Here is a 20881-nt window from a genome sequence, read left to right as displayed (position 1 = left end):
TTATAATAAAAAGGCTTGCGGGCTATTCCTTTACCGAGCCCAGCATGACGCCTTTGGTAAAATGCTTCTGCAGGAACGGATAGACGAACAGGATCGGCACGGTCGCCACAATGACGGCAGCCATCTTCAGCATTTCCGGGGGCATCCGTTTCTGCAGGCTCAGCTCGGACGCGTCGCCTCCCATGGCCGTAGACGAGTCGATCAGCATGTTCTGGAGGAGCACCTGCAAGGGGTATTTGCCGGCGTCGTTGATATACAGCACCGCGTTAAAAAATGTGTTCCAGTAGCCCACCGCATAAAACAGGCCGACTGCGGCGATCGACGGAAGCGAGAGCGGCAGAATAATTTTCGCCCATACGCCGATGTCCGAGCTGCCGTCGATTTTCGCCGCCTCTTCGAGGCTGGCCGGCACGCTGTCGAAGAACCCTTTCATCAGGAAAATATACCAACCGCTGGTGAGCGAAGGAATGATGAGCGACCACAGGCTGTTCACCAATCCAAGATCGCGAACCAGCAAATATTGCGGAATGATGCCCGGATTGAGCAGCGTGGTCAGCAGTACGAGCAGCAGCAGCGCCTTTCTGCCCGGCATCCGCTTGCGGGAGAGCGCATAGGCAAACGATGAGGTCACCACCAGGCTGCAAGCCGTCCCCGCCGCCATGAGAAACGCGCTGACTCCCGCCGCTCTGACAAAAGCGCCGGTCGAAAGCAGATACCGGTAGGAATCGAGCGTCCACCTCTCCGGAAACAGGATAAGACCGCCGCGGTAATATTGCTCCGGGGTGACGAAGGAAATGACGAACACATAATAGATCGGGAATATCGTAACTACCGCAAGGACGGCAAGCACGATCAGATTGCCCGCGTTGAACGCCCTGCTTCCCCATAACTCTCTCATCTTAGTACACACCCTCCTCCCCGAAACGCTTGGACAAGCTGTTGGCAACGATCACCAAGATGAATCCGATCACGGATTTGAACATGCCGACGGCCGATGTGAAGCTGAACTGGCTCTGCTGGATGCCCAGCCGGTATACATACGTATCGAATACATCGGCCACGTCGGCGACGGCTCCGTTCGCCATCAGGTACACCTGCTCGAAGCCGACATCCATCATATGGCCTATCCGCAGGATGAACAGGATGACGATGACATTGCGGATAGCCGGCAGCGTAATATGCCACGCCTGCCGCAGCCTGCCGGCGCCGTCGATCTTCGCCGCCTCGTACAGTCCCGGATCGATCCCCGCGATCGCCGCGAGGAAGATAATCGTGCCCCATCCCGCTTCCTTCCATATCGATTGTGCCGTAAGCACGATCCAGAACAGCTTGGGATTGGTCAGAAAGTCGACCGGCTGCATGCCTGAAGCCATGATCAGCCTGTTGATCACGCCCTCCGAACCGAGCAGCAGGAAGCACAGCCCGGCAATAATCACCCATGACAGAAAATGCGGAAGGTACACAATTGACTGCACGATGCGTTTGAACATGTTGTTCCGCACTTCATTCAACAGCAGCGACAGAACGATTGGCAGCGGGAAGAAGAAGATCAGGCTGAGCAGGTTGATTCCCATCGTGTTCCGAAACAGAACGATAAAATCCGAGTCTGCGAAAAACCGCCGGAAATGCTCCAGCCCCACCCACTCGCTGTGCAGAATTCCCAAATAAGGCGAGTAGTCCATAAAGGCGATAATCAAGCCCCACAGCGGCACGTATTTAAACAGAATCATAAATGCCAGCCCCGGAAGAGCGAGTACAATCAGCTGCCGTTCGCGAACGATCCGGCTGAAGACAATTTCCCGTCGCGTCCGACTTTGCCGGGCCTGCCCGGCTGCGTTAGATAATGATTTTGAATCGTTGATCGCACCTCTCCTCCTTTCATCGGGTTTATTGTAAGCAGAGGCCTTGTTTCCGGCAATGAGACATATTTTCCCCGCCGTTCTCCCCGGGAATCCCCCTGTTAGGCGGGTTTTGACCCCATCTTCGCCTTTACAATTCCAACAGAATATATGTCCCATTGCCGGAAATAACAAATGGGGCGGCAAGACGCTTCCGGCAGCTCCCGGCGCGGCGGGAGAACGGTCAATACGACAAAAAAAACCGCAGGCTGCCACAGGCCGGCCCGCAGTTTTTAGTTGTAATCCGCTTATTGTTCCAATGCGCCGCGGTACTGGCCAGGCGTCTTTCCTTCATACTTTTTGAAGATGCGCGTAAAATACGACGGCTGGTAGCCAACCTGCTCGGCGATGTCGTGAATCTTGCTGTCGGTCTCCCTCAGCAGCTCCTTCGCCTTGTCCAGGCGAACCTTGGTCAAATAATCGATAAAATTCATGCCCGTTATCTGCTTGAAGCCGAGGCTCAGCTTTTTCATATAGGTGCCCTGCAAATCGGCGCATGACTCAAGTGTAATGTCCGTCATATAGTCGCGGTGAATGACCGTGACCACCTTCTCCACCAGCTGCTTCAGCTTGATCCCCTGCGTCTCCTCGACCCACTGCATATACGGCTCGATCAGCCTGGAGCGGCACCATGTCAGAACCTCCCCCAAATTGCGCAGTCCGGCGAGCTCCTCGTACAGATTGACACCGCCATAAATCTCGTGAAGATTGCAGCCGGATTGGATCAGCGTATGGTGAATGCTGCCCAGCAGTTGATGCATCCCCTGCAGTACGTAAAATTCCTTGGTGGAATTATGATGAAGCTCCGTAATGAACGCTTCGATCAGACGCATCGTTTCCTCAATTCCGCCCATCCGCAAGGCCTGCAAAATTTCTTTCTCGGCCGTGACCGGATAAGTAAAACCGTCGTAATCGATATCCGACCAGCCGTCCAAATCGAGAATCTGATTGATTGCCTCCAGGTCGCGGTATCTGTGCGCCTTCCTCGCCTGCGCGTACAAATCCGGAATCGACTTCAGCTGATCGGTCAGCTTTCCCGCGCCGATCGTCACATTCACCTTCAGCATTGTGTGCAGATAGTGAATGATCTCTTCGGAAAGCTGCATAAGCTTCGTCTTCGTCCGTTCCTTGTCCCCGTCGCACGCGAAGGATAAAAACACGCCCAGCAGCATGCCCTGGAAACTGACGACACTCACTTCCACCTCCCGGCTGCGCACCAGTTCCTCCACAATGTTGGCCGCGGCGAAGGTCACCGACTGCTTGTCCCCCTCGGAAAATCCGCTCTCCCGGCCGGCCAGGTCGAACAGCTCGATGGTGGTGAACGAAAAGCTCCTGCCATCGACATCCCAACCGTACGATTCCATCCGCTCCCGGATTTCCTGCTCCGACATGGAATAATAATGCCCATCCACGAACTGAATCAAGAATGCATTGCGGAGCGCCGGCAGGCTGTTCTCAAACCGCGTCTGGAACTCCCGGCTCTCGTACGTCAGGTGCCGCCACTGCTTCTCGATAAATGCAAGCTCGTCCCGGCTGTCGTTCGGTCCCGCTCCGATCCGCCTGCCGCGAAACAGTCCGACGATCCTGCTGATCGGCCGGTACAGCTGATTCGTCGCCACCCAGGATAACAGGAATGCGATGATCAGTCCGAAGAAGCTGGCAGCAAGCATCAGCCGGGACGTAATGATGATTGGCCGGCTCAGCAGACTAAGCGGCGTCGCCGTCACGAATGTCAAGCCGACCTTGGACATCTCATACTGCCCAACCGCATACTTTTGACCGTCCCAGTCGAACTTGAACGCCTCGCCCAGCTTCCCCTTAGCAATCTCCTCCCGCAATGCGGCGGCAAGGGGACTGATCTCTGTCTCCTCCGACGCGCCGTTTGCGACCCAATTCATGCTGTCGTTCAAAATAAACGCCGCTCCCGAATTCTCGGGATTTAATACGCGCAGAAGGCTGTTCATTTCCCCGGGGTCAAGGTCGATAATGAACGCGCCGTACGGATTCGCGCTGATCACCGGCAGCTTGTGAATGAGCGTCATCGATGACAGCGGAGCCCCGCGGTCCGAAGTAACGCCGAATTTCCAGAAGAATCCGTCGCCGGACCGCAGCAGCGCGGCATACTTCTCCTGCTCCTGCCGATCCGTAATGGCCATCGCGCCTTGATAGGGCGAGATCAGCGCGTTGTTCCGTTTGATGTACAGCTGAACCCGCTTGATCATCCGGTCGGCGGAGTTGAGGCGTGTAAGCAGCTCGAACATATTTTGCGCCAGACGAAAATTATCGTTATACGAATCCTCGTTCAGCTGATTCTGAAACAAATCCTGCTGCGCATACTGGTTCGCAATGATTTCCACTTGAGAGAATTGCTCATTGAGCTGCTCCGCCGTCTGCATCAGCCTCAGCTGATGCGTATAATCGACTTCCCGCTCGATTTGTCTCGCGCTGATCAGGTACGTGCTGACGGCAATCAACGCCATCGGCAGGCTGGAGATGAACAGGACGATCGCAAGATTTTTGCGAAAAAGCCGCCCCCGTTCTGTCCGCTTCCTCCATGCCCGGATAATTGGACTCCAAAACCAGGAGTTGATAGCGCCCTCCTCCTTTAACGATAATTGGCGCCTCCGTGCTTGGTCATATTTTGCTGTCGGTCTGACCGCAGTTCAAGGCAGGCTAAATAAACGGACGAGCTTGACGCTTCCCGGACGTATAATACCAATCAATTGTTATCGTAGTGTCACCTGTTTAAGAAGGAATTGCAAATATCCGCGGGGAATTAAGTTTAATTTGGATCGATGCCCACAGCGATTTAGTTCGATTTGCCAGGTATGACAACTGACATACCTTGCCTCTCGGGAATCTTTTGGGAGAAGGAGAACAAGATTCGGAAGTCATTCAAAGACTGGGTATAAATCTGCTGGAACCAAAGAGTTAATGAACGGCCTTACGATCTTTCTACTCCGGGAACAATGCAAATGCCTCAACTAAAGAAGCTGATTAAAGAACGGTCTGAAGAAACCGATGTAGTTGGATTAGGTATAACGGAGCATATGCCGTGGGATTCAATTAACCCGAAGAAGCTGCTTGGAGAAATTTCTATTTTAAATAAGTAATGGGCGAGGAGATTGGCGAAAAAAGCGGTTGCCTTTGGGGCAGCAAGCCCGGAACCGATTCAGATTCCGGGCTTGCTGGCTGCCTGAGCATGGGGAATTTCTTTTCAGACTCCCCTATGCCTCCTCCCAAAAACGCCGCAGGTTGTCCATGGCGATCTTGGACGCTGCCTTGCATTCCTCCATGCCTTCGAACTCTATTGTAATGCTGCCATCGTATCCGGAATCCTTGATGAGCTTGACAATTTTCCTAATCGGGATGTCGCCGTGCCCGACGATTGCTCCGCGCAGGAAATTGCCATGGGCCGTTCTGAACCATTCCCCTTCGCCCGGATGCTCGTCGTAGGGGCGGAAATAGAAGTCTTTGAAATGAACCAGAGACGCATACGGCAGATTCTTCATCACTCCGATAACCGGGTTCTCATCTACGCACATGAAATTGCCGATATCGAGCGTCGTCTTGAAGTTGGGGCGATCCACCGCATGCAGAACCCGCTGGACACGGTCGCTCGCCTGTACACTGAAGCCGTGATTTTCGATCGTGGTCGTAATGCCGAACTGTGCGGCGTAATCGGCAATGATCCGGCTCCCCTTGACGATCAGGGGCAGGCTGTCCTCGAACCAGGCTATCGTCATTTTCTCCTGCGGCAGCGTAAATGCCGTTACGTCATGGCGCATATGGGTCATGCCCATCCGGTGCACGACATCTACATGCCTTTTGACCCGGGCCATTTCCTCTTCGAAAGCGTCCTCTGTCTCTTGAACAAAATTCGCGGGCAGGGAGTAGTTGGACAGTTCAATGCTTGCGGACTTTGCCCGCTCGCGAATGGCGTCAGCCAGTTCAGGGTTATCCTCCACCGTGTACCCGTAGGGAACCATTTCCATATGCTCGCCGCCATTCCCGGCAATCCAGTCGATGACGTCCAGAACGGTCATTCCGCCGGATTTCAAATCATTTAACAAACTATACGTGCTAAGGCCTACTTTCATTTTCTCAGCTCCCAGATTATATTTTCAAATGAACTCCTTACGGCCAGGCGACAACGACGCGGGTTGATCATGATTGATTGCCACGCGTGAATTCCTTGCTTATAGCGTTCAGGAGTGTCAACGTCGTGTCGCATCCGTATTCCCAGAACATGATGCCGGCTAGCCCCTCATTGTTGACATAGCTGCATTTGTGATGAATGGATTCCTCATCCTCATACGTGATAAACGAACTCCCGTCAAACAGGTACGGCGCTTTCGCCTCATCATCCCAATAGCGCGTGTACCCGTTCTTATTCCTATAGTCCGCTGCCAGATTCGTATAATCGGGACCATATCCTCCCGGCCCGCCAGTCATCTGATGCAGACCGCAGTTATGGTTCGGAACGTCCTTCCACATCCGGGAATAGAACGCGGCTCCAATCACCAATTTATCGCGGGGGACGCCCGCCTTCTCGAACATGCGGACGGAGGCATCCGCGCTGATCCGGAATAAATCCCCTGTCGATGCATACAGATTCGTATGATGGCCCGTCAAGGTCTGGAAACCGCCGCGCATATCATAGGTCATGAGCTGCACGTAATCCAGATATTGCTGGACTTGATCCATCTGCGTGCCGTCGAGGTAATACTGATCCGCCCCCGCAGCAACCGTCAGCAAGTAATGCCGGCCATCCTCAGCCGTTTTGCGGTCGAGCGCCGCTCTGATTTCCTTCAATAGCAGCGTAAAGTTTACTTTGTCATTCGGGGACGCCGCGATCCCGGCCACGGCATAACACGGATACTCCCAGTCGAGGTCGATCCCGTCAAAAGAACCGCGCTCCAGCACCTCAACTGCCGACCGGGCCATCCGCTCCCTGCCTGCCTGCGTGGAGGCCGCTTCGGAGAAGCCGCCTGCGCTCCAGCCTCCGACAGATAATAGAATCTGCAGCTTTGGATGATCGCCCTTCAACCGGTCCAGACAGTCAAGATGCTTCAGATGGCCAACGCGAATTTCATTCTGCTCCACATGCCCGAACGCGACATTCAGATGGGTGAGCTTTCCGGCTGCATCTGCCGTGATGTCAGGAAGCGCCCGGTCGCCCGCATACCCCACAATAAACTTCTGACTCATCATCCATTCATTCCTTTCTCATATGGTTCCTATGACGCCGCTTCCCTGCTGCGAAGCGTTTTTGTAATCCATCTGCAGATTCTCCTCATGGGCTTGACTTTTATATGGCCTTTCTGTAATCGCTCGGAGCAATGCCGACCACATTTTTAAACGCCCGATTGAAGGAGTTGTAATTCGTATAGCCTACTTCCTCGCTGATCTCCTGTATCGGCTTATCCGTCTCCATCATCAACTGCTTAGCCTTCTCGATGCGGTGGGTGATCAGCAGGTCCACGAACTTCTCTCCGATCTCGTCCTTGAACAGCTTGCTCAAATATTTCGGATTGATATCAAACAAATTGCTTAAGTAGTTCAGTGAAAGCTCGGGATTATGATAGTTTTCCTCGACATATTTGCGGATTCGTAAAATATGCGTCCGATGTTTCTTGGCATAGCGCAGCGTCTGCATCTGCTGGGCCAGCTCCCGGAACGTTTCCCAGCAAAGCAGCCGGAGGTCATCTGCCGTTTCCCAATCGTCCAGCTGGTTAAGCAGGCGGCCGAGCAGCGCGGTCCATAACTCCAGATATTCGCGGGGCAGCTCCGCGAACTCGCGTTTATATTGCTGGAACAACAATTGAACCGTATTGATCATTTCCTGACGTGACAACACGGATGCCGTGATCTGTTCAAACAACCGGTCAAAATGCTTCTCCCAGATTTCATCGGATACCCGCATCGCCTGTACCAGGAGCGAGATCGTCTTCAAGAGCTCGTAGACATCATTTTTGGAATCCGGCACATCCGCGAACCGGATGATTTGGCCCACCCCCAGAACCGCTTTATAATCAAGGGCTCGAACCGCTCCCTTCAAGGAGGACCTGAGACCCCGCAGGTCAGACGCAGCCTGACCCATTCCGATCGTGACGGTGAAATTGAGATACTGCTCTACCCTATCAAGATACCCGGAAAGCACCTGATGTTCAACCTCTTCCGGCTGCAATGTTTCAGGAAGCCACAGGATCGCATACAGCCGGCGGTCTGAAATCCATTCCGCCCATACCTCATTCCCCTCCTGACGCGTGTTTTCCTGCAGAATGCTGATTAGTACGAACTTGAGCAGAGATTGGTCCTGCTCATGGTAGTCTGCTGCAAATTGCCGGTAGCGGTCAATCTCCACCACTGCCACAGTCCACCTGTCCGCAAGCTCCGGGAGGTTGAACTTCCTCATTTCCGACTGCAAATCACTGTCGGCGAACTCCCGCGCGCCTTCCAGCAGCTCCTGGAAGAAATATTTTTTTTGCAAAAGCAGATTCTCTTCGTATTCCTCCTGATATTGCCTCGTTTGATCAATCATACGCTCCAGCGTGTTCTGGATAAAGCGAAACTCGTTTTCCTTCACAGGACCCAGCTGTGTCTGGGAGGAGACGGTCTGGATCAGCGTCACAATCTGCTCTATCGGCTTGTAGTTTCTGCGAGTCACATAGATTACCCATATCACTCCGATGAACACGACAGCTACTGCAAAAGCAAACCAAATATCATAAAACTTCAGCGCAAATTTAATGATCTTGCCATTATTAAGACCCGTTTCTACTTTCCAGCCGCTGTAGCCCGATGTGAATTCGGAGAACACTTCGCCTGAAGCAAGGCTTGCGCTATCACGGCCCGCCCTATTATTCTCCCATAAACTATCGCCCGACCGGTTGAATACATTCACGAATGTAAATTCCGGATCGTACATCTGCATAATGGATTTGCGCAGCGACTGCAAGTCGACATTAACCACCATAAGACCCTGGCCGCTCCCCACACTGCGGACCAGCGTAATGACATGCTTGGCCGGCTGCGCCGCCTCATCGAAGGCTTTGAATTCTCTGGACCCCGCCCACTTCTGGCTGTTCGCGGCACGGCTCTCCCCGATGAACGCCGCATCCGGAAACTCCCTGATCGGGACCCCCTTGCCGTTGCTGAATACCGTGTCGTCCTTATAGCGCACCAAATAAATCGAATCAATTAATGGAAAATCTATTTTTAAATCATCAATCACCTGAACAGCCTGAATGCCGGCATACACGTCATGGCTGCCGGATACGGCAAAATAGTTCTTCAGGCTGGGATTCGTCAAAATTTCGCGCAGCACTTTAAAATCAATGGAGCGCAATGAATTATCCAAATATTGCATGACCTGCGATGCCAGGAACTCATTCGCCTTCAGCGCTTCTTTCCGGTTCTGTTCATTGAATACCTGGAAAAAGATAATAAACAAAATCGTTGTCACAATAAAAAAGACAGGCAAATAAGATAGCAGCAAACGTCTAAACCAATTGTTGTTCATCTCCGAAGTGCCCCCCACCACTGTTTATTCGTAAGACGACAACCCTCTGACCAGGCCGCTAATTTTGATCCATTATATTATATAGGATGAAGTGGGGTTGTCAAAGGAGAAGACTGCTCCGCGTCATGTCTGACAGGCAGAACAGCCCTTGTGAACAAACGTTGTGTTGCTACTGGGTTTTCTCAATCGCACGCTGATAGATATCAAGATAATTGCCAAGGCCCAATCCGTCGAAGCCTTTTACATACGCATCCCAATCCTTCTCGATGCTCTTGCTGCCGATAATGAATTGAGCCATGTTGGTTTGCACGTAATCCTTAACTGCCGTGGTCAGCTGTGCTGCCGATTCGGTATCGTCCGGGCGAATAAATACATTCGAAGGGTATGCCTCTTGCGGAGCAAACGGCTTGTAGACATTGGTTGCTTGCGCCAGACGCGTGCCGTAGCCTTCCGCCGATAAAGGATCCTGTCCTTCTGCAAACAGGTTGCGGAACGTGTTGGACAAGTCATGCGCTCCGATTTGCGACCAGCTCTCGTTGACTATGACGTTCGGATCGCGTTCAGGAAGATTATAGTACGTGTATTTGGCTGGTTCGCCGTTGATGTTCTTCTCATCCGTACCCGCTAATTTCCAGCCTTTCCCTTCCGTTGGCCCATATTCCGCATACAAGGCGCCTTCTTCGCTGAACATGTAATCGACAATTTTAATTGCGGCTATCTGCTGTTCTTCCGAAGCTTTGTTGGTGATCGCGAATTCGAATTCCCCTACGCTTTGCGTGACGCCGGTCGTTTGCACGCCGTCCGGCCCTTTCAGCGGAGGCACAATGTCCCAGTGCTGATGGCGGGTAAGCTTCTTGTCATACGTATCGACCAAATAGCTGACGAGCGCCGTTGTAATGGAACCGACGATTTCATCGCCTTCCTTCCTGCCCAGCTGCGAGACCGCCTGATCGTTCTGCGTGAATGAAGCGGGATCAACCAGACCTGCCGCATACAGCTTGTTCATGTATTCCAGACCCTTCCTCCAACCCTCCTGGTTGGCTGCAAACTCCACTTTCCCATCCTTGACGATCAAATATTTATCGTTGTCATTATAGATGAAGCTATTCATCAAATAAGCATCGATACTCCCGTTCCATACATATTTGTTCGGTGCGCCGGTGAGCGGGATTTCATCCGCCTTGCCGTTGCCGTTCGGATCCTTTTCCTTGAACGCCTTAAGCACCGTGTACAGCTCATCCGTCGTCGTTGGCATTGCAAGGCCCACCTTGTCGAGCCACTCCGTGTTGATCCAGTATTTCTGCGCATACGTACAGTGGTAGCACTCATTGAATATAGGCAGCGCGTAGATATTGCCGTCCGGTGCGGTGATTGCCTCTTTAAAATACGGCTTCTCTTCCATTATCTTCGTAAGGTTCGGTCCATATTTGGCAATCAAATCGTTCAGCGGGAGGAAAACTCCCTGTTTCCCGTAAGTCTGGAGATCCGAGGTTGTGAACTTGCCGTGAAGGAACACTTCAGGATAGTCACCGCTCGCGAGCAGCAATTGCCTGCGATCCTGCAGCGCGTCTGTTGGAGCCAGATCCCATTTCAGCTTAACGTCAAACTTCTCTTCAATAAATTTCGTGAAGTCATTGTCTTCCATAGGGGCCTTGCCCTGCGGAGCAAAGAAGGTCATCGTTACGGGGCCGGCGCTTTCCCTGCTTCCGTTGCTGCTTTCTGTATTTTTCTCCTCTGATGTACTGCAAGCAGAGAGCACTGAAACCGCAGCCATGATTACCAGCAGCATCGAAATCCAAGATTTTCTCAAACCTGACTCCTCCTTTTGTAAAATAGAAAAAAGTATAAATTTCCGCCGTACTTTGCCGAAATGAAACGCGCCTCGCCGCCAAAGGACGGCTGAAGCCGTGTCACCTTGTAATGCGGCATACACTCATGTTAATGTGCGCTATCAATCCCTATCCCGAAATCCACGGCGCTCCCCGCACCTCCCTTCAAGCCCTTTTTGTGGATCGTGGTGGATACCACGGATGTTCTATCCTTTCAAGGAGCCCACCATAACCCCTTTGACAAAATGCCTTTGAACGAACGGGTACATGATGAGAACAGGGATACTGGCTACAACGATCAATGCGTATTTAAGCACCTGCTCGAACCCCTGATCGCGGATTTGCTGGCTCGTATTGGCCAACATCGCCGGATCGGCGGCGTTCAGGATCAGCAGATTGCGCAGCACATATTGCAGCGGGAACAAGCTCTCGGACCGCAGATAAATCAGCGCATCGAAGTAAGCATTCCAGTGGCCGACCGCATACATCAGGGTCATGACGGCCAGAATCGGCTTCGATAACGGAAGAACGACGCTGACCAGAAACCGGGTATCCCGGCAGCCATCCACTTCCGCCGCCTCCCCCAGCTCCTCCGGAATCGAAGACTGGAAGAACGTTCTCGCCACGATGACCTGGAATACAGCCAGTGCTCCAGGCAGCCACATCGCCCATCGCGTATCCAGCAAATGAATATCCTTCATAAGCAGGTAGGTCGGAATGAGACCTCCGTCGAAGAACATCGTGATCATCATAAGGATCATAATAGCGCTCCGGCCATAAAACGTCTTGCGGGCCAAGGGATACGCCAGCATAACGGTCAGCACCACATTGATCAAAGTCCCTACGACGGTATAAATAATCGTATTGTAGAAACCCAACATCAGCTGCGAGCTTTTAAAAATAGAAACATACGCCTTGAAGTTTAAATCGACCGGAAACAGCCAGACCTGCCCCGACGTGACCGCCCGGGAGGAACTGAAGGAGGAGCTGACAATATAGAGCAGCGGGTAAAAGACGACCAACAGCACAATAATCAGAAATACATAGTTGAAACCCATGAAGATGCGGTCGCCAAGCGGATCCTTGATCTGATTTCGTTTAAACATAAATATCCCCTCCTTTACCACAGGCTGTTCTTAGAGACTCTTCGGGAAATGGCATTGACAAGGATAAGCAGAATCAGGTTAATGATGGAGTTAAACAACCCTACAGCCGAGGAAAAGCTGAAGTTCGCCCCGATCAGACCCACTTTGTACACATAAGTCGAAATAACCTCCGAAGCACTCGTATTCAACGGATTTTGCATCAAATAAATTTTCTCGAAGCCGACTCCCATAATGCTGCCAAGGCTCAAAATAAGCATAATGACGGTCACCGGGATGAGGCTCGGAATATCGATATGCCAGATTTTCTTGAGCCGGGAAGCCCCGTCCATCCGGGCGGCTTCATATAGGGCAGGGTCCACCCCGGCCAATGCCGCGATATAAATAATGGAAGAATAGCCCATCCCCTGCCACACACCCGACCATACATAGATGGATTTGAAATATTCCGGAATGCCCATAAAGTTGGTCATCGAGAATCCAAAAAAGGAGAACAGCCTGTCTACTATCCCTACGTGAGGAGACAGCATCAGAATAATAATGGATACCATAACGACCGTTGAGATAAAATGCGGGGCGTACGTTACCATCTGCACCGTCTTTTTGAAATAACCCGTGCGAATTTCGTTCAAAGCCAGAGCGAGCAGGATCGGAACCGGAAAACCGGCCAGCAAGGAATAGAAGCTGATTCCAATTGTGTTTTTGATAAGCAGCCAGAAGTTAGGAGAATTGAAGAAGGCTTCAAAGTGCTTGAAGCCGACCCACGGGCTCCCCCAAATGCCTTTAACCACACTAAAGTCTTTGAAGGCGATTTGCACACCTACCATGGGAATGTACTTAAAGATTAATAGATACACTACCGGAGGCAGCACCAATAAATAGAGCTCCCAATGTTTTTTGATGCTTTTAATGAAAGGATGCCCTTTTTTGCGTTCGGGCGGATTCATTCCTTTCTGGAGCTTCATCTGTGCAGGTATGCTTTCTGTAACTTGACTCATTCATGTCACTCCTTATGCATTTTGTGTCATAATACCTTACACTTACCTTCGTTATTTATCTTTTTCAGTTTCCGAAACTCGCTTGTAAAGATCTATTATGTAAAGATACATGTCAGGAAACGCTTTCTTGAATGGTATGAATTGATAGTACCTTGAGAGGCGTTCTTTAAGCAATTTGCAATTTTCTCATACCTCTCCATATTCCATAAACCCTTGTCCGACAAGGAAAAACCGTTGTTTTGAGCCTGATAGCCTGCCTGAATCGCTTGCGTTCCGCCCGCAACCCCTTGCACAATAAAAAAACCGGGGGTACTGCTCCCCCGGAATTCCTGAACCTGCTTATTCGTTTGCAATCAATCGAAATGCATGGGTAATCGGCGCTTGCTCCGTGACGGCCGCTTGCGGAAGTTCAACCAACAGCCCTTCGTCTGTGCGATTGAACTCCAGACGCCCGCCCGTTCCGACGAGCTCAATCCGTGCTGCACTTCCTGTGTAAGGAATGACCGTCTGCTGACGCACAGGCTCATTCTCATTCTTGTACAGGCGGAAAGCGTAGGTTGTGTCTGCCTTGCAGGTGAATGCCCATGCTCCCGTGAAATAAGGGCCGCAAATCCTTGTTCCGTAGATTCCTTCACCATATACGCTGAGCCATGCGCCAAGCTCCTTGATACTGCGCACCGCGCCTCCCGGAAGGCGTCCGTCCGGCTGCGGCCCGACGTTCAGCGCCAGGTTCCCGCCCTTGGCCACCACCTCCAGGAGGATGTGAGCCAGCTGTCTTGCCGTCTTATAACGGTCATCGAATCCGAAGGCAAAGGAATTCCCGACCGTAATACAGCTCTCCCACGGGATATTCATCGGCCGATCCGGTATCGTCTGCTCCGGGGTTACAATATTCTCGTAGGGACCTCCGACCGTACGGTCCGCGGCCAAGAGCCAGGGCTGCGTCTTCCGAGCCTTCTCAACGACCTCACCCAGCCGGATATCCTGGCCTCTTCGGCCCGCCCGCACCCAGCCCGCATCCAGCCACAAGCATTCGATCCGGCCGTATTTGGTCATCAGCTCCATAATCTGCTCATGCGTGAATTCCACGAACTTCTCCCACAACCAGGGATATTGTTCCGGATCATAGGAAGGGCCGCGCCACATATGCCGCCCGCGCTCCATACCGGGCGCCCAGTAATAAGGCGTATGCCAGTCCGCCTTCGAGAAATAAGCCGAGATTCCCAATCCCTTGGCGCGGAAAGCGTCAAATAGCTCCCGGCAAATATCCGCATATCGATGGGTATGAAACGGTGTATCCGGACCTGTAATGCGATAATCGGTCGTATGCGTATCCCACATGCAGAACCCGTCATGGTGCTTGGTGGTAAACAGAAAATATTTGAAGCCATTGTCTGCGGCAAGCTCTGCCCATTTCTCCGGTTCAAACCGGATCGGGTTAAAGGTTTTGTTCAGATCGAAGTATTGGCGCTTGAACGCCTCCATGTCGTCGATCCAGTCGACGTCATTGCGGGACCAATCCCCGTCATCATCACTTAACGCCCAGGATTCTACCAGTCCAAGCTGTGAATACGGCCCCCAATGCATCATGAGGCCGAGCTTCTGGTCCTTGAACCATTCCAGGCGTTCATTCAGCAGCGGATCCTCCGGCTTGACCCATTCTTCCTCTTTGCTGAAATTGTGCACGCCGGATTCAACCACCTGTTCTTCCTGATCCGGCTGTGTATCCTTCGATTCGCTCATCGCATTCATTCCCTTCCTGCTACGCTGATGTTCACAACCAACGTATACCCTTTTCCCCGGAACAGCACAATTCTCAATAATCGTTTGCTATGCTATTTTCCATTTGCTCCTCCTGAATCCGGTGAAAAGACGGGGGTGTTGTGGTGACTTCCACTTTACACGAATCCATCATGGCCTCTTTGTTTTTCTTGCTGTCGCACTTCATATTACAATCCGTCAACTATAAATAAAGTTTCGCCTTCCTTTAAATCCAATTCATGATTGTTAATCAAAATGATATGGTTATTTGCCCATTCAATATCAGCTTGATCCACTCTTCGTTCACTATAAATCTTTTTCTTAAACCAGAGAGGTCCGTTTAATTCGCCCAATATTCCGAACGTCCCCATGGCCCCTGCATCGGTATAGTAAAAATCGATCGTATAATGGTTGTCTGGGGAGTGTGCCGTTTTCAAAAGCACTTTTGCTCCTGAAAATATGATTGTGAATGATAGGGCAATTAATAGAACGAAGGATAATGCTACTGAAAGAAGCACAGTTAACCAACTTCTCATTCTTGCAAACCAGCTGGATTTATCTTTAAAACCTTTAATAGCTAAGATCAAAGCGAGAATGGACAGTAATAAAATCATATAATTAGGCGGGGCAATCAACCAAGTGTCGTGAACATTCGAATATACAGAATATGCTGTTGTCAGGGAACAAAATAAACTTAAAAAGAAGGAAACGAGATTATACTTGGATGGCCGATTTTTCAATTTATTTTCCTCCTTGTATTTGTATAATCTATATTCCTCAGACTGCATTTCCCCCCACAACTGCCGATAAACGTCTCAAAGGACTGCCATCCGGCAGCCCCTCTGTTTGTTAGAATAATATTTCGCTGCTTTCTTTAATCTTTAAGATTACAACTTTCTGACGTCCTTGCCCAGTTTGCTTTAAATCAGTCCATCATGGCTTGCAACAATGCTTTTATCCTCGAATCGCGTGGAGAGAACGACGAGGGTCGACGAAAATCCGAATGTGTTGCACGTTTCAAGGAAGGTTTCCAAGGTTTCGCTTGTTTCGGTTACGACCTTCATTAAATAATTATACTCTCCGCTGGTTCTGTAGAAATCGACTATCTCGGGGGCAGTTTCGCCGAAAGCTTCAAACTCCTTGCATTTGTTCGATTTAAACAGTACAAACGCGGTTGTATACTTGCCAAGCTTAGACGGGGAAAGCTCCGCCCGATAGCCCGTGATGATGCCCTGATCCTCCAGCTTCCGAAGCCGTTCCGTTACAGCAGGCTGCGACATCGCGATTATTCGGCTCATCTCGGAAATCGTAATCCTGGCATTATCATGAAGTGTTGACAATATTTTATAATCAATGTGATCCATGACCAGAGCACCTCATTTTTATAAGTCAGGGTCGGAAAACAACGATAGAATTAAGTTTTCAGACCATAAACCCCTTAATAATCTCATTTAAATTGTAGGGCAATTCCAATAAAATGTCACTAACAACCAGTGAGGGAGAATGAAAACGATGAGAATGACATCAAACGAAACCAGAGCGGCTGAAGGGTTGAACTTTTTCACAACCGGTGACGGAGTTCGGATTGCTTATCAAATCAACGGATCAGCCGGTAAACCGGTATTGATGCTTGCAAACTCCATCGCCACCTCAATGAGCATGTGGGATGGCCAGATAACTGAATTTTCCAGGTATTTCCGCGTGCTTCGCTACGACTATCGGGGGCATGGCGAATCGGACACGCCCGCCGGTCCGTATTCGTTCGACAGATTGGGACGGGATGTAATCGAACTGCTCGACGCGCTTCACATCGACCGTGTGCATTTCCTCGGGCTGTCGCTGGGCGGTGTCATAGGACAATGGCTCGGCATCTACGCTCCCGGGCGTGTCGACCGGCTGATTCTGAGCAATACCTCCTCCTACCTGGGGCCGCCCGGGCAATGGGAGAGCCTGATCGCCTCTGTGCTGCAACCAGAGAAAAGGACAGAATTCGCTGATATGTTCATGAAGAACTGGTTTCCTTCGCATATGCTGGAGCCGCAGAACCCGCTCGTCACGTTGTTTCGCAGGATGGTGCTCGCTACTCGTGCGCAGGGAATTGCAGGAAGCTGGGCTGCGATCCGTGACATGGATATGCGCCGGACAGTCGCCCTTATCAGCAGCCCGACACTTGTCATTGCCGGCCAGTATGATACAGTGACGCTTCCCAGCCACAGCGAATTGATCGCTGAGACGGTGCCAAACGCAAAACTCGTCATACTGCCCGCAGTTCACCTGTCGAATGTGGAGTATCAAGCCGAATTCCTGAGTGCCGTGTTCGAATTCCTGCAATCGAAATAAGGAAAAGCTGTTATGCGCTTTTGCTTACTATTGCACGATTCTACCCGTTCAGAAGGGCTGCCCAAGAGGCAGCCCTTTATCCGTTAAATACGGTTCAAATTTCTTCGTTATGACGTACATCTCTGACTATCTCCAACTCGTCCCAATAAATAGGCGTACCCCAGAAAGGAAAGAGCGTCTCGAATAGCACCCTCTTCTGTTCCAAATTACCCGAATAAGTGTCCACGCCTTCAAACAGGACCTTGGCACGATAGCCGCGATGATGCAATTCTTGGAGAGTGCTCAGAACGCAGATTTCGAGCACCAGTCCGATCAAGACAATGTCTTGCCCGGAGCCCGGTGGTCCGATTGTTTCGGACAACCACTGGCTGAAACCATTTGGCGAGGGATACGGGACACCCGGAAGATCATTCGCTTTACCGGCACCTTCACGAATCCACATCGGCGACGGTTCGGACTTCACCCATGTAGACGGGTGTTTGATGTCGTCGGGGATGAGAGATTCATACCCCCACATACCCGGGACACATACAGAAGTATTCTTTCCAGGCTCGGCAGCACGATAATCCGAGAGAATCTCAACAATCGTGTAACCTCGCCCGCGGACAAACGGGAATAATGTGTCCCTGATGAATTGCACGCACGGGCGCCGGCTGTAATGGGCGCCACCTGCAGTGGCGAAGTCGTTCTGCAGATCGATAGACAGGAATACGACTGACATATTGCACCTCCGTAGGTCATACCTTTTGTGCTGGAAGATACCGTACTGCATAATTTCCCCAATATGCTCAAAACCAATATTAACATATGATCCTGCTTTCCGCCCGTTAGTGTGGAAAGGTAGTCGACTGACACCTGAAACTTTCGGCTTTTGTTATACTAAGTAATGGTGATTGCTTAGACTGTCAAGGGAGGGGAGATCGGTTATGTGGGGAGAGACGACGAAAAATCAACCAACCCCAGGAAGTTAATTTATTCTATCCGTTACTTTAATGGATAAGAGGAGCTGCCGCGTAGCAAGCCCCTCCACTGTTAAAGCATCAAGTATACCCTTGTCGCACCGCAATAATTATGATGAATAATCAGCAGCTGTCGCGGTACTTGCCCGGCGTAATGCCCTCTACCTTCTTGAAAACGCGGATCAGGACGAGATCGTTCGCATAGCCAACCTTTTGGGCAATTTGGGCGATCGTTAAGTCTTTTGTGGAAATCAGTCTTTTTGCCTGATGGATACGACATTGTGCAATGTAATCGGTGATGTTCTGCCCGCTCGTTTTCTTGAAAAAAGTCGAGACATACTGTGGTGTCCGGTTGAATTGTTCGGCAATCATATTAAGTCCCATATACGGATCGGAGTAATGATTATCGATAAAAGCAGTCATTTCCTGAAGCAGCTGATCGCTATGGCAGCCCCGGTCGGCTTTGAGCGAAAGGGTCAGCGACAGAAACATTTGCTTCATCTGTACATGCATCTCTTCGGCCGTTGCACAGGCCAATATGGTTGTAATGGCTTCGAATTGACCGTCAACCTGCTCTCCGAGCCGTGCCCTTGTAACGTTAATGAGCTTCAAATGCGTGCTTGCCAAATCAAAAAACAGGCACCGGGCGAGTCCGGGTGTAATCGGATTGGAAGTGAAATTGACCGCATACAAATTATTCAACAGCTTGCCGACGCTTTCCGCATCACCGCTGCGGACATAATTCATCAATTGTATTTCTGTCTCCATGGGATAATAGTAGTTCTGATCTTTGCAGTTTATTTCGTGAAAATATATAATCGCGCTCCCTTTGATCATCTTATACTCCATAGCCGCGAGCGCCTCAACATAAGCGCTCCCGATCCGCTGCCATCCTTCGTGAATGTTGCTGACGGCCAGGGTAATGGCGATTTTGAATTGGTGCTCCACCACCTCCTTGAGTGTACTGACGAGCTTCTCCGTATCCTGCATGGCTTCGTTCAGACGATTTTCCTTGAAATTAAGCAGAATGACGAGACGATCGCGGTCGAGTTCAATACAGTATCCGGCATGATGCTCGTGAATCAGATCGGTACAAATATTCGAAATGACAAAACGGGTCAACGCCCATTGCCGCTCGGAATGCTCTTTGGAAAATTTCCCGGCCTGATCGACCTGGATCAGAATAACTGCAAATGACCCGGACACAAACTGGATGTTCATAAAGTCGAGCGAATGGCTAAAATCTTCCGTGTGATCCACAAGTCCTCTTATGAGCCGGGACAAAAAGTTCGCCCGCATGACGGGCGTCTGCTGTTTCAGCATCCCTTGCAAATTTTTCTGTTCAATGAGTACGCTTTCAAAAGATTCCTGGATGTATTCGTATTCATTGGATATATGCGATTGTGCTGCAGTGCGGCCTTTTACGAAAGCCTTGAGCATTTGCTTTACCGGTCTGTAGTTGTGGTAAGCCATCAAATACGAGGCCACCAGCCCCCCTGCCAAATAAACCGCGAACAGCCAAATCGCCGTGACCTTGACCGAATTGACCTTCTGCATGTACAGGTCCCGCGGCATGACGGAAATGTATTTCCAACCGATTTGTTTGGAGGATGTGTAGGAAACCATCAGATCCAGTCCATTTTTCTTATAAGGGAAAAACCCGGGTTTATCCTGCATTTGCCCAAAAACCTGCTTGCTGAGTGGAACCTGATCCGTTGTCCCGGTCAGCACCCTTTGATTGGCGTCGATAATGTAGATATTGCTTCGGTTGGCTGACTCGATTTGCCGTATCATTTCTTTGACCTGCTTTTCATTAATCAGCACGACAAGACTTCCCTTGACGTCTGACGTGCCTTGTATGGGAATGAGAGACTGAACATACGTGATCACTTGAATGGGTTGTCGTTCCAGGCTTGCCGTGAGAGGAAGACCTCCGTCCTGGATAAGTGTTTGGGAAGGCAAGTAATCCCTATTGTGATTGCTCTCCAGTACCTCCTTGCGCCAGGACTCATAATTCATGTCCTTATAGCTGTAGTAACTATTGTAGAACGTTCGGGAATCCGTGCGGACTCCCGGTTTAAGAATGGTATCGCTTCCTTTGAAATAAACGTAGTAATCCTCGATAAACTGCCCGCTGAAGCTTCTATAGCGGTTTAAATAATCCGAAATAAATTCAATGTACTTGTACGATGATTCATCCGCCAGATCGTTGTTCAACAGCAGATCCATTTTGGGGTTCAACGCGATTTGCTGCGACAACTGATCGACTTCTTTCACGCTGCTGTCCATGGACAGCCTGAGCTGCTCCAGCATGGCAAGGTTGGAACGGTTGGCCTGATCGACCATCGCCTTTTCCACCCGTGAATACAAGACGCCTCCGATTACAACGGGAAACACAAGAAAGCAAATGTAAGAAATCAGCAAAGTCATGAACACGCTTCTCCGGCTGCGCCGCCTCTTTAACCGGA

At 50.7% G+C, this 20881-nt stretch carries 15 protein-coding genes and 1 pseudogene; 2 read left to right on the top strand and 14 right to left on the bottom strand.

What is annotated here, in order from left to right; translation table 11 throughout:
• Positions 1–22 precede the first annotated feature (22 nt).
• The 3 genes from AC0YOB_RS01055 to AC0YOB_RS01045 form a co-directional block, all read right to left on the bottom strand.
• Positions 23–898 carry a carbohydrate ABC transporter permease gene (locus tag AC0YOB_RS01055; protein WP_210039488.1) on the bottom strand — a complete coding sequence of 292 codons (876 nt, stop codon included), beginning with the start codon at positions 896–898 and terminating at the stop codon, positions 23–25.
• A gap of 1 nt (position 899) precedes the next feature.
• On the bottom strand, positions 900–1730 hold the full coding sequence (locus AC0YOB_RS01050; RefSeq protein ID WP_475791160.1) for an ABC transporter permease: 831 nt from the start codon (positions 1728–1730) through the stop codon (positions 900–902).
• Between the two features lie 416 nt (positions 1731–2146).
• Positions 2147–4378: a helix-turn-helix domain-containing protein gene (locus AC0YOB_RS01045; RefSeq protein ID WP_475791159.1), complete on the bottom strand. Its 2232-nt coding sequence runs from the start codon at positions 4376–4378 to the stop codon at positions 2147–2149.
• Positions 4379–4668: 290 nt separating this feature from the next.
• Between AC0YOB_RS01045 and AC0YOB_RS01040 the strand changes: the two are divergent.
• Positions 4669–5011 (top strand): annotated as a pseudogene (locus tag AC0YOB_RS01040) (arginase family protein); the annotation flags it as partial.
• Between the two features lie 114 nt (positions 5012–5125).
• On the opposite strand, the gene AC0YOB_RS01035 reads toward AC0YOB_RS01040, so the two are convergent.
• From AC0YOB_RS01035 to AC0YOB_RS00995, 9 genes are all read right to left on the bottom strand, one after another.
• Positions 5126–5998 (bottom strand): sugar phosphate isomerase/epimerase family protein, encoded by an 873-nt coding sequence (locus AC0YOB_RS01035; protein WP_475791158.1) that lies wholly within the window; start codon positions 5996–5998, stop codon positions 5126–5128.
• A 67-nt stretch (positions 5999–6065) separates the two neighbouring features.
• A complete protein-coding gene (locus AC0YOB_RS01030; protein ID WP_475791157.1) occupies positions 6066–7112 on the bottom strand; it encodes a glycoside hydrolase family 18 protein in 1047 nt (348 codons plus the stop codon).
• Positions 7113–7209: 97 nt separating this feature from the next.
• Entirely contained in the window at positions 7210–9423 is a 2214-nt protein-coding gene (locus AC0YOB_RS01025; protein ID WP_475791156.1) for a helix-turn-helix domain-containing protein, read from the bottom strand.
• Between the two features lie 169 nt (positions 9424–9592).
• Entirely contained in the window at positions 9593–11233 is a 1641-nt protein-coding gene (locus tag AC0YOB_RS01020) for a type 2 periplasmic-binding domain-containing protein (protein WP_475791155.1), read from the bottom strand.
• A gap of 225 nt (positions 11234–11458) precedes the next feature.
• Positions 11459–12358, bottom strand: a complete 900-nt coding sequence (locus AC0YOB_RS01015; protein ID WP_475791154.1) for a carbohydrate ABC transporter permease — start codon at positions 12356–12358, stop codon at positions 11459–11461.
• Between the two features lie 14 nt (positions 12359–12372).
• Entirely contained in the window at positions 12373–13353 is a 981-nt protein-coding gene (locus AC0YOB_RS01010) for an ABC transporter permease (RefSeq protein ID WP_475791153.1), read from the bottom strand.
• Positions 13354–13692: 339 nt separating this feature from the next.
• Positions 13693–15096, bottom strand: a complete 1404-nt coding sequence (locus AC0YOB_RS01005; protein ID WP_475792274.1) for an alpha-L-fucosidase — start codon at positions 15094–15096, stop codon at positions 13693–13695.
• 206 nt (positions 15097–15302) lie between these two features.
• Positions 15303–15854, bottom strand: a complete 552-nt coding sequence (locus tag AC0YOB_RS01000) for a DUF5412 family protein (protein ID WP_475791152.1) — start codon at positions 15852–15854, stop codon at positions 15303–15305.
• A gap of 180 nt (positions 15855–16034) precedes the next feature.
• On the bottom strand, positions 16035–16478 hold the full coding sequence (locus AC0YOB_RS00995) for an Lrp/AsnC family transcriptional regulator (RefSeq protein WP_475791151.1): 444 nt from the start codon (positions 16476–16478) through the stop codon (positions 16035–16037).
• 148 nt (positions 16479–16626) lie between these two features.
• Between AC0YOB_RS00995 and AC0YOB_RS00990 the strand changes: the two genes are divergently transcribed.
• Positions 16627–17454: an alpha/beta fold hydrolase gene (locus AC0YOB_RS00990; protein ID WP_475791150.1), complete on the top strand. Its 828-nt coding sequence runs from the start codon at positions 16627–16629 to the stop codon at positions 17452–17454.
• Positions 17455–17548: 94 nt separating this feature from the next.
• On the opposite strand, the gene AC0YOB_RS00985 is transcribed toward AC0YOB_RS00990, so the two are convergent.
• Together AC0YOB_RS00985 and AC0YOB_RS00980 are read right to left on the bottom strand one after the other, a co-directional pair.
• Positions 17549–18175 (bottom strand): cysteine hydrolase family protein, encoded by a 627-nt coding sequence (locus AC0YOB_RS00985; protein ID WP_475791149.1) that lies wholly within the window; start codon positions 18173–18175, stop codon positions 17549–17551.
• Positions 18176–18536: 361 nt separating this feature from the next.
• Positions 18537–20843 carry a helix-turn-helix domain-containing protein gene (locus AC0YOB_RS00980; protein WP_475791148.1) on the bottom strand — a complete coding sequence of 769 codons (2307 nt, stop codon included), beginning with the start codon at positions 20841–20843 and terminating at the stop codon, positions 18537–18539.
• Between the last annotated feature and the right edge of the window lie 38 nt (positions 20844–20881).

This window comes from Paenibacillus sp. JT31N17, from assembly GCF_056269255.1.
The sequence above is the reverse complement of the archived record's forward strand: the minus strand, read 5'-3'. Positions and strand labels throughout refer to the sequence as shown.

Excerpts from the sequence above, each read along its gene's own strand:
- AC0YOB_RS01055 (WP_210039488.1), bottom strand. The coding sequence starts at position 898 with ATGAGAGAGTTATGGGGAAGCAGGGCGTTCAACGCGGGCAATCTGATC.
- AC0YOB_RS01050 (WP_475791160.1), bottom strand. The coding sequence starts at position 1,730 with ATGATTCTGTTTAAATACGTGCCGCTGTGGGGCTTGATTATCGCCTTT.
- AC0YOB_RS01045 (WP_475791159.1), bottom strand. The coding sequence starts at position 4,378 with ATGGCGTTGATTGCCGTCAGCACGTACCTGATCAGCGCGAGACAAATC.
- AC0YOB_RS01035 (WP_475791158.1), bottom strand. The coding sequence starts at position 5,998 with ATGAAAGTAGGCCTTAGCACGTATAGTTTGTTAAATGATTTGAAATCC.
- AC0YOB_RS01030 (WP_475791157.1), bottom strand. The coding sequence starts at position 7,112 with ATGATGAGTCAGAAGTTTATTGTGGGGTATGCGGGCGACCGGGCGCTT.
- AC0YOB_RS01025 (WP_475791156.1), bottom strand. The coding sequence starts at position 9,423 with ATGAACAACAATTGGTTTAGACGTTTGCTGCTATCTTATTTGCCTGTC.
- AC0YOB_RS01015 (WP_475791154.1), bottom strand. The coding sequence starts at position 12,358 with ATGTTTAAACGAAATCAGATCAAGGATCCGCTTGGCGACCGCATCTTC.
- AC0YOB_RS01010 (WP_475791153.1), bottom strand. The coding sequence starts at position 13,353 with ATGAGTCAAGTTACAGAAAGCATACCTGCACAGATGAAGCTCCAGAAA.
- AC0YOB_RS01005 (WP_475792274.1), bottom strand. The coding sequence starts at position 15,096 with ATGAGCGAATCGAAGGATACACAGCCGGATCAGGAAGAACAGGTGGTT.
- AC0YOB_RS00995 (WP_475791151.1), bottom strand. The coding sequence starts at position 16,478 with ATGGATCACATTGATTATAAAATATTGTCAACACTTCATGATAATGCC.
- AC0YOB_RS00990 (WP_475791150.1), top strand. The coding sequence starts at position 16,627 with ATGAGAATGACATCAAACGAAACCAGAGCGGCTGAAGGGTTGAACTTT.
- AC0YOB_RS00985 (WP_475791149.1), bottom strand. The coding sequence starts at position 18,175 with ATGTCAGTCGTATTCCTGTCTATCGATCTGCAGAACGACTTCGCCACT.
- AC0YOB_RS00980 (WP_475791148.1), bottom strand. The coding sequence starts at position 20,843 with ATGACTTTGCTGATTTCTTACATTTGCTTTCTTGTGTTTCCCGTTGTA.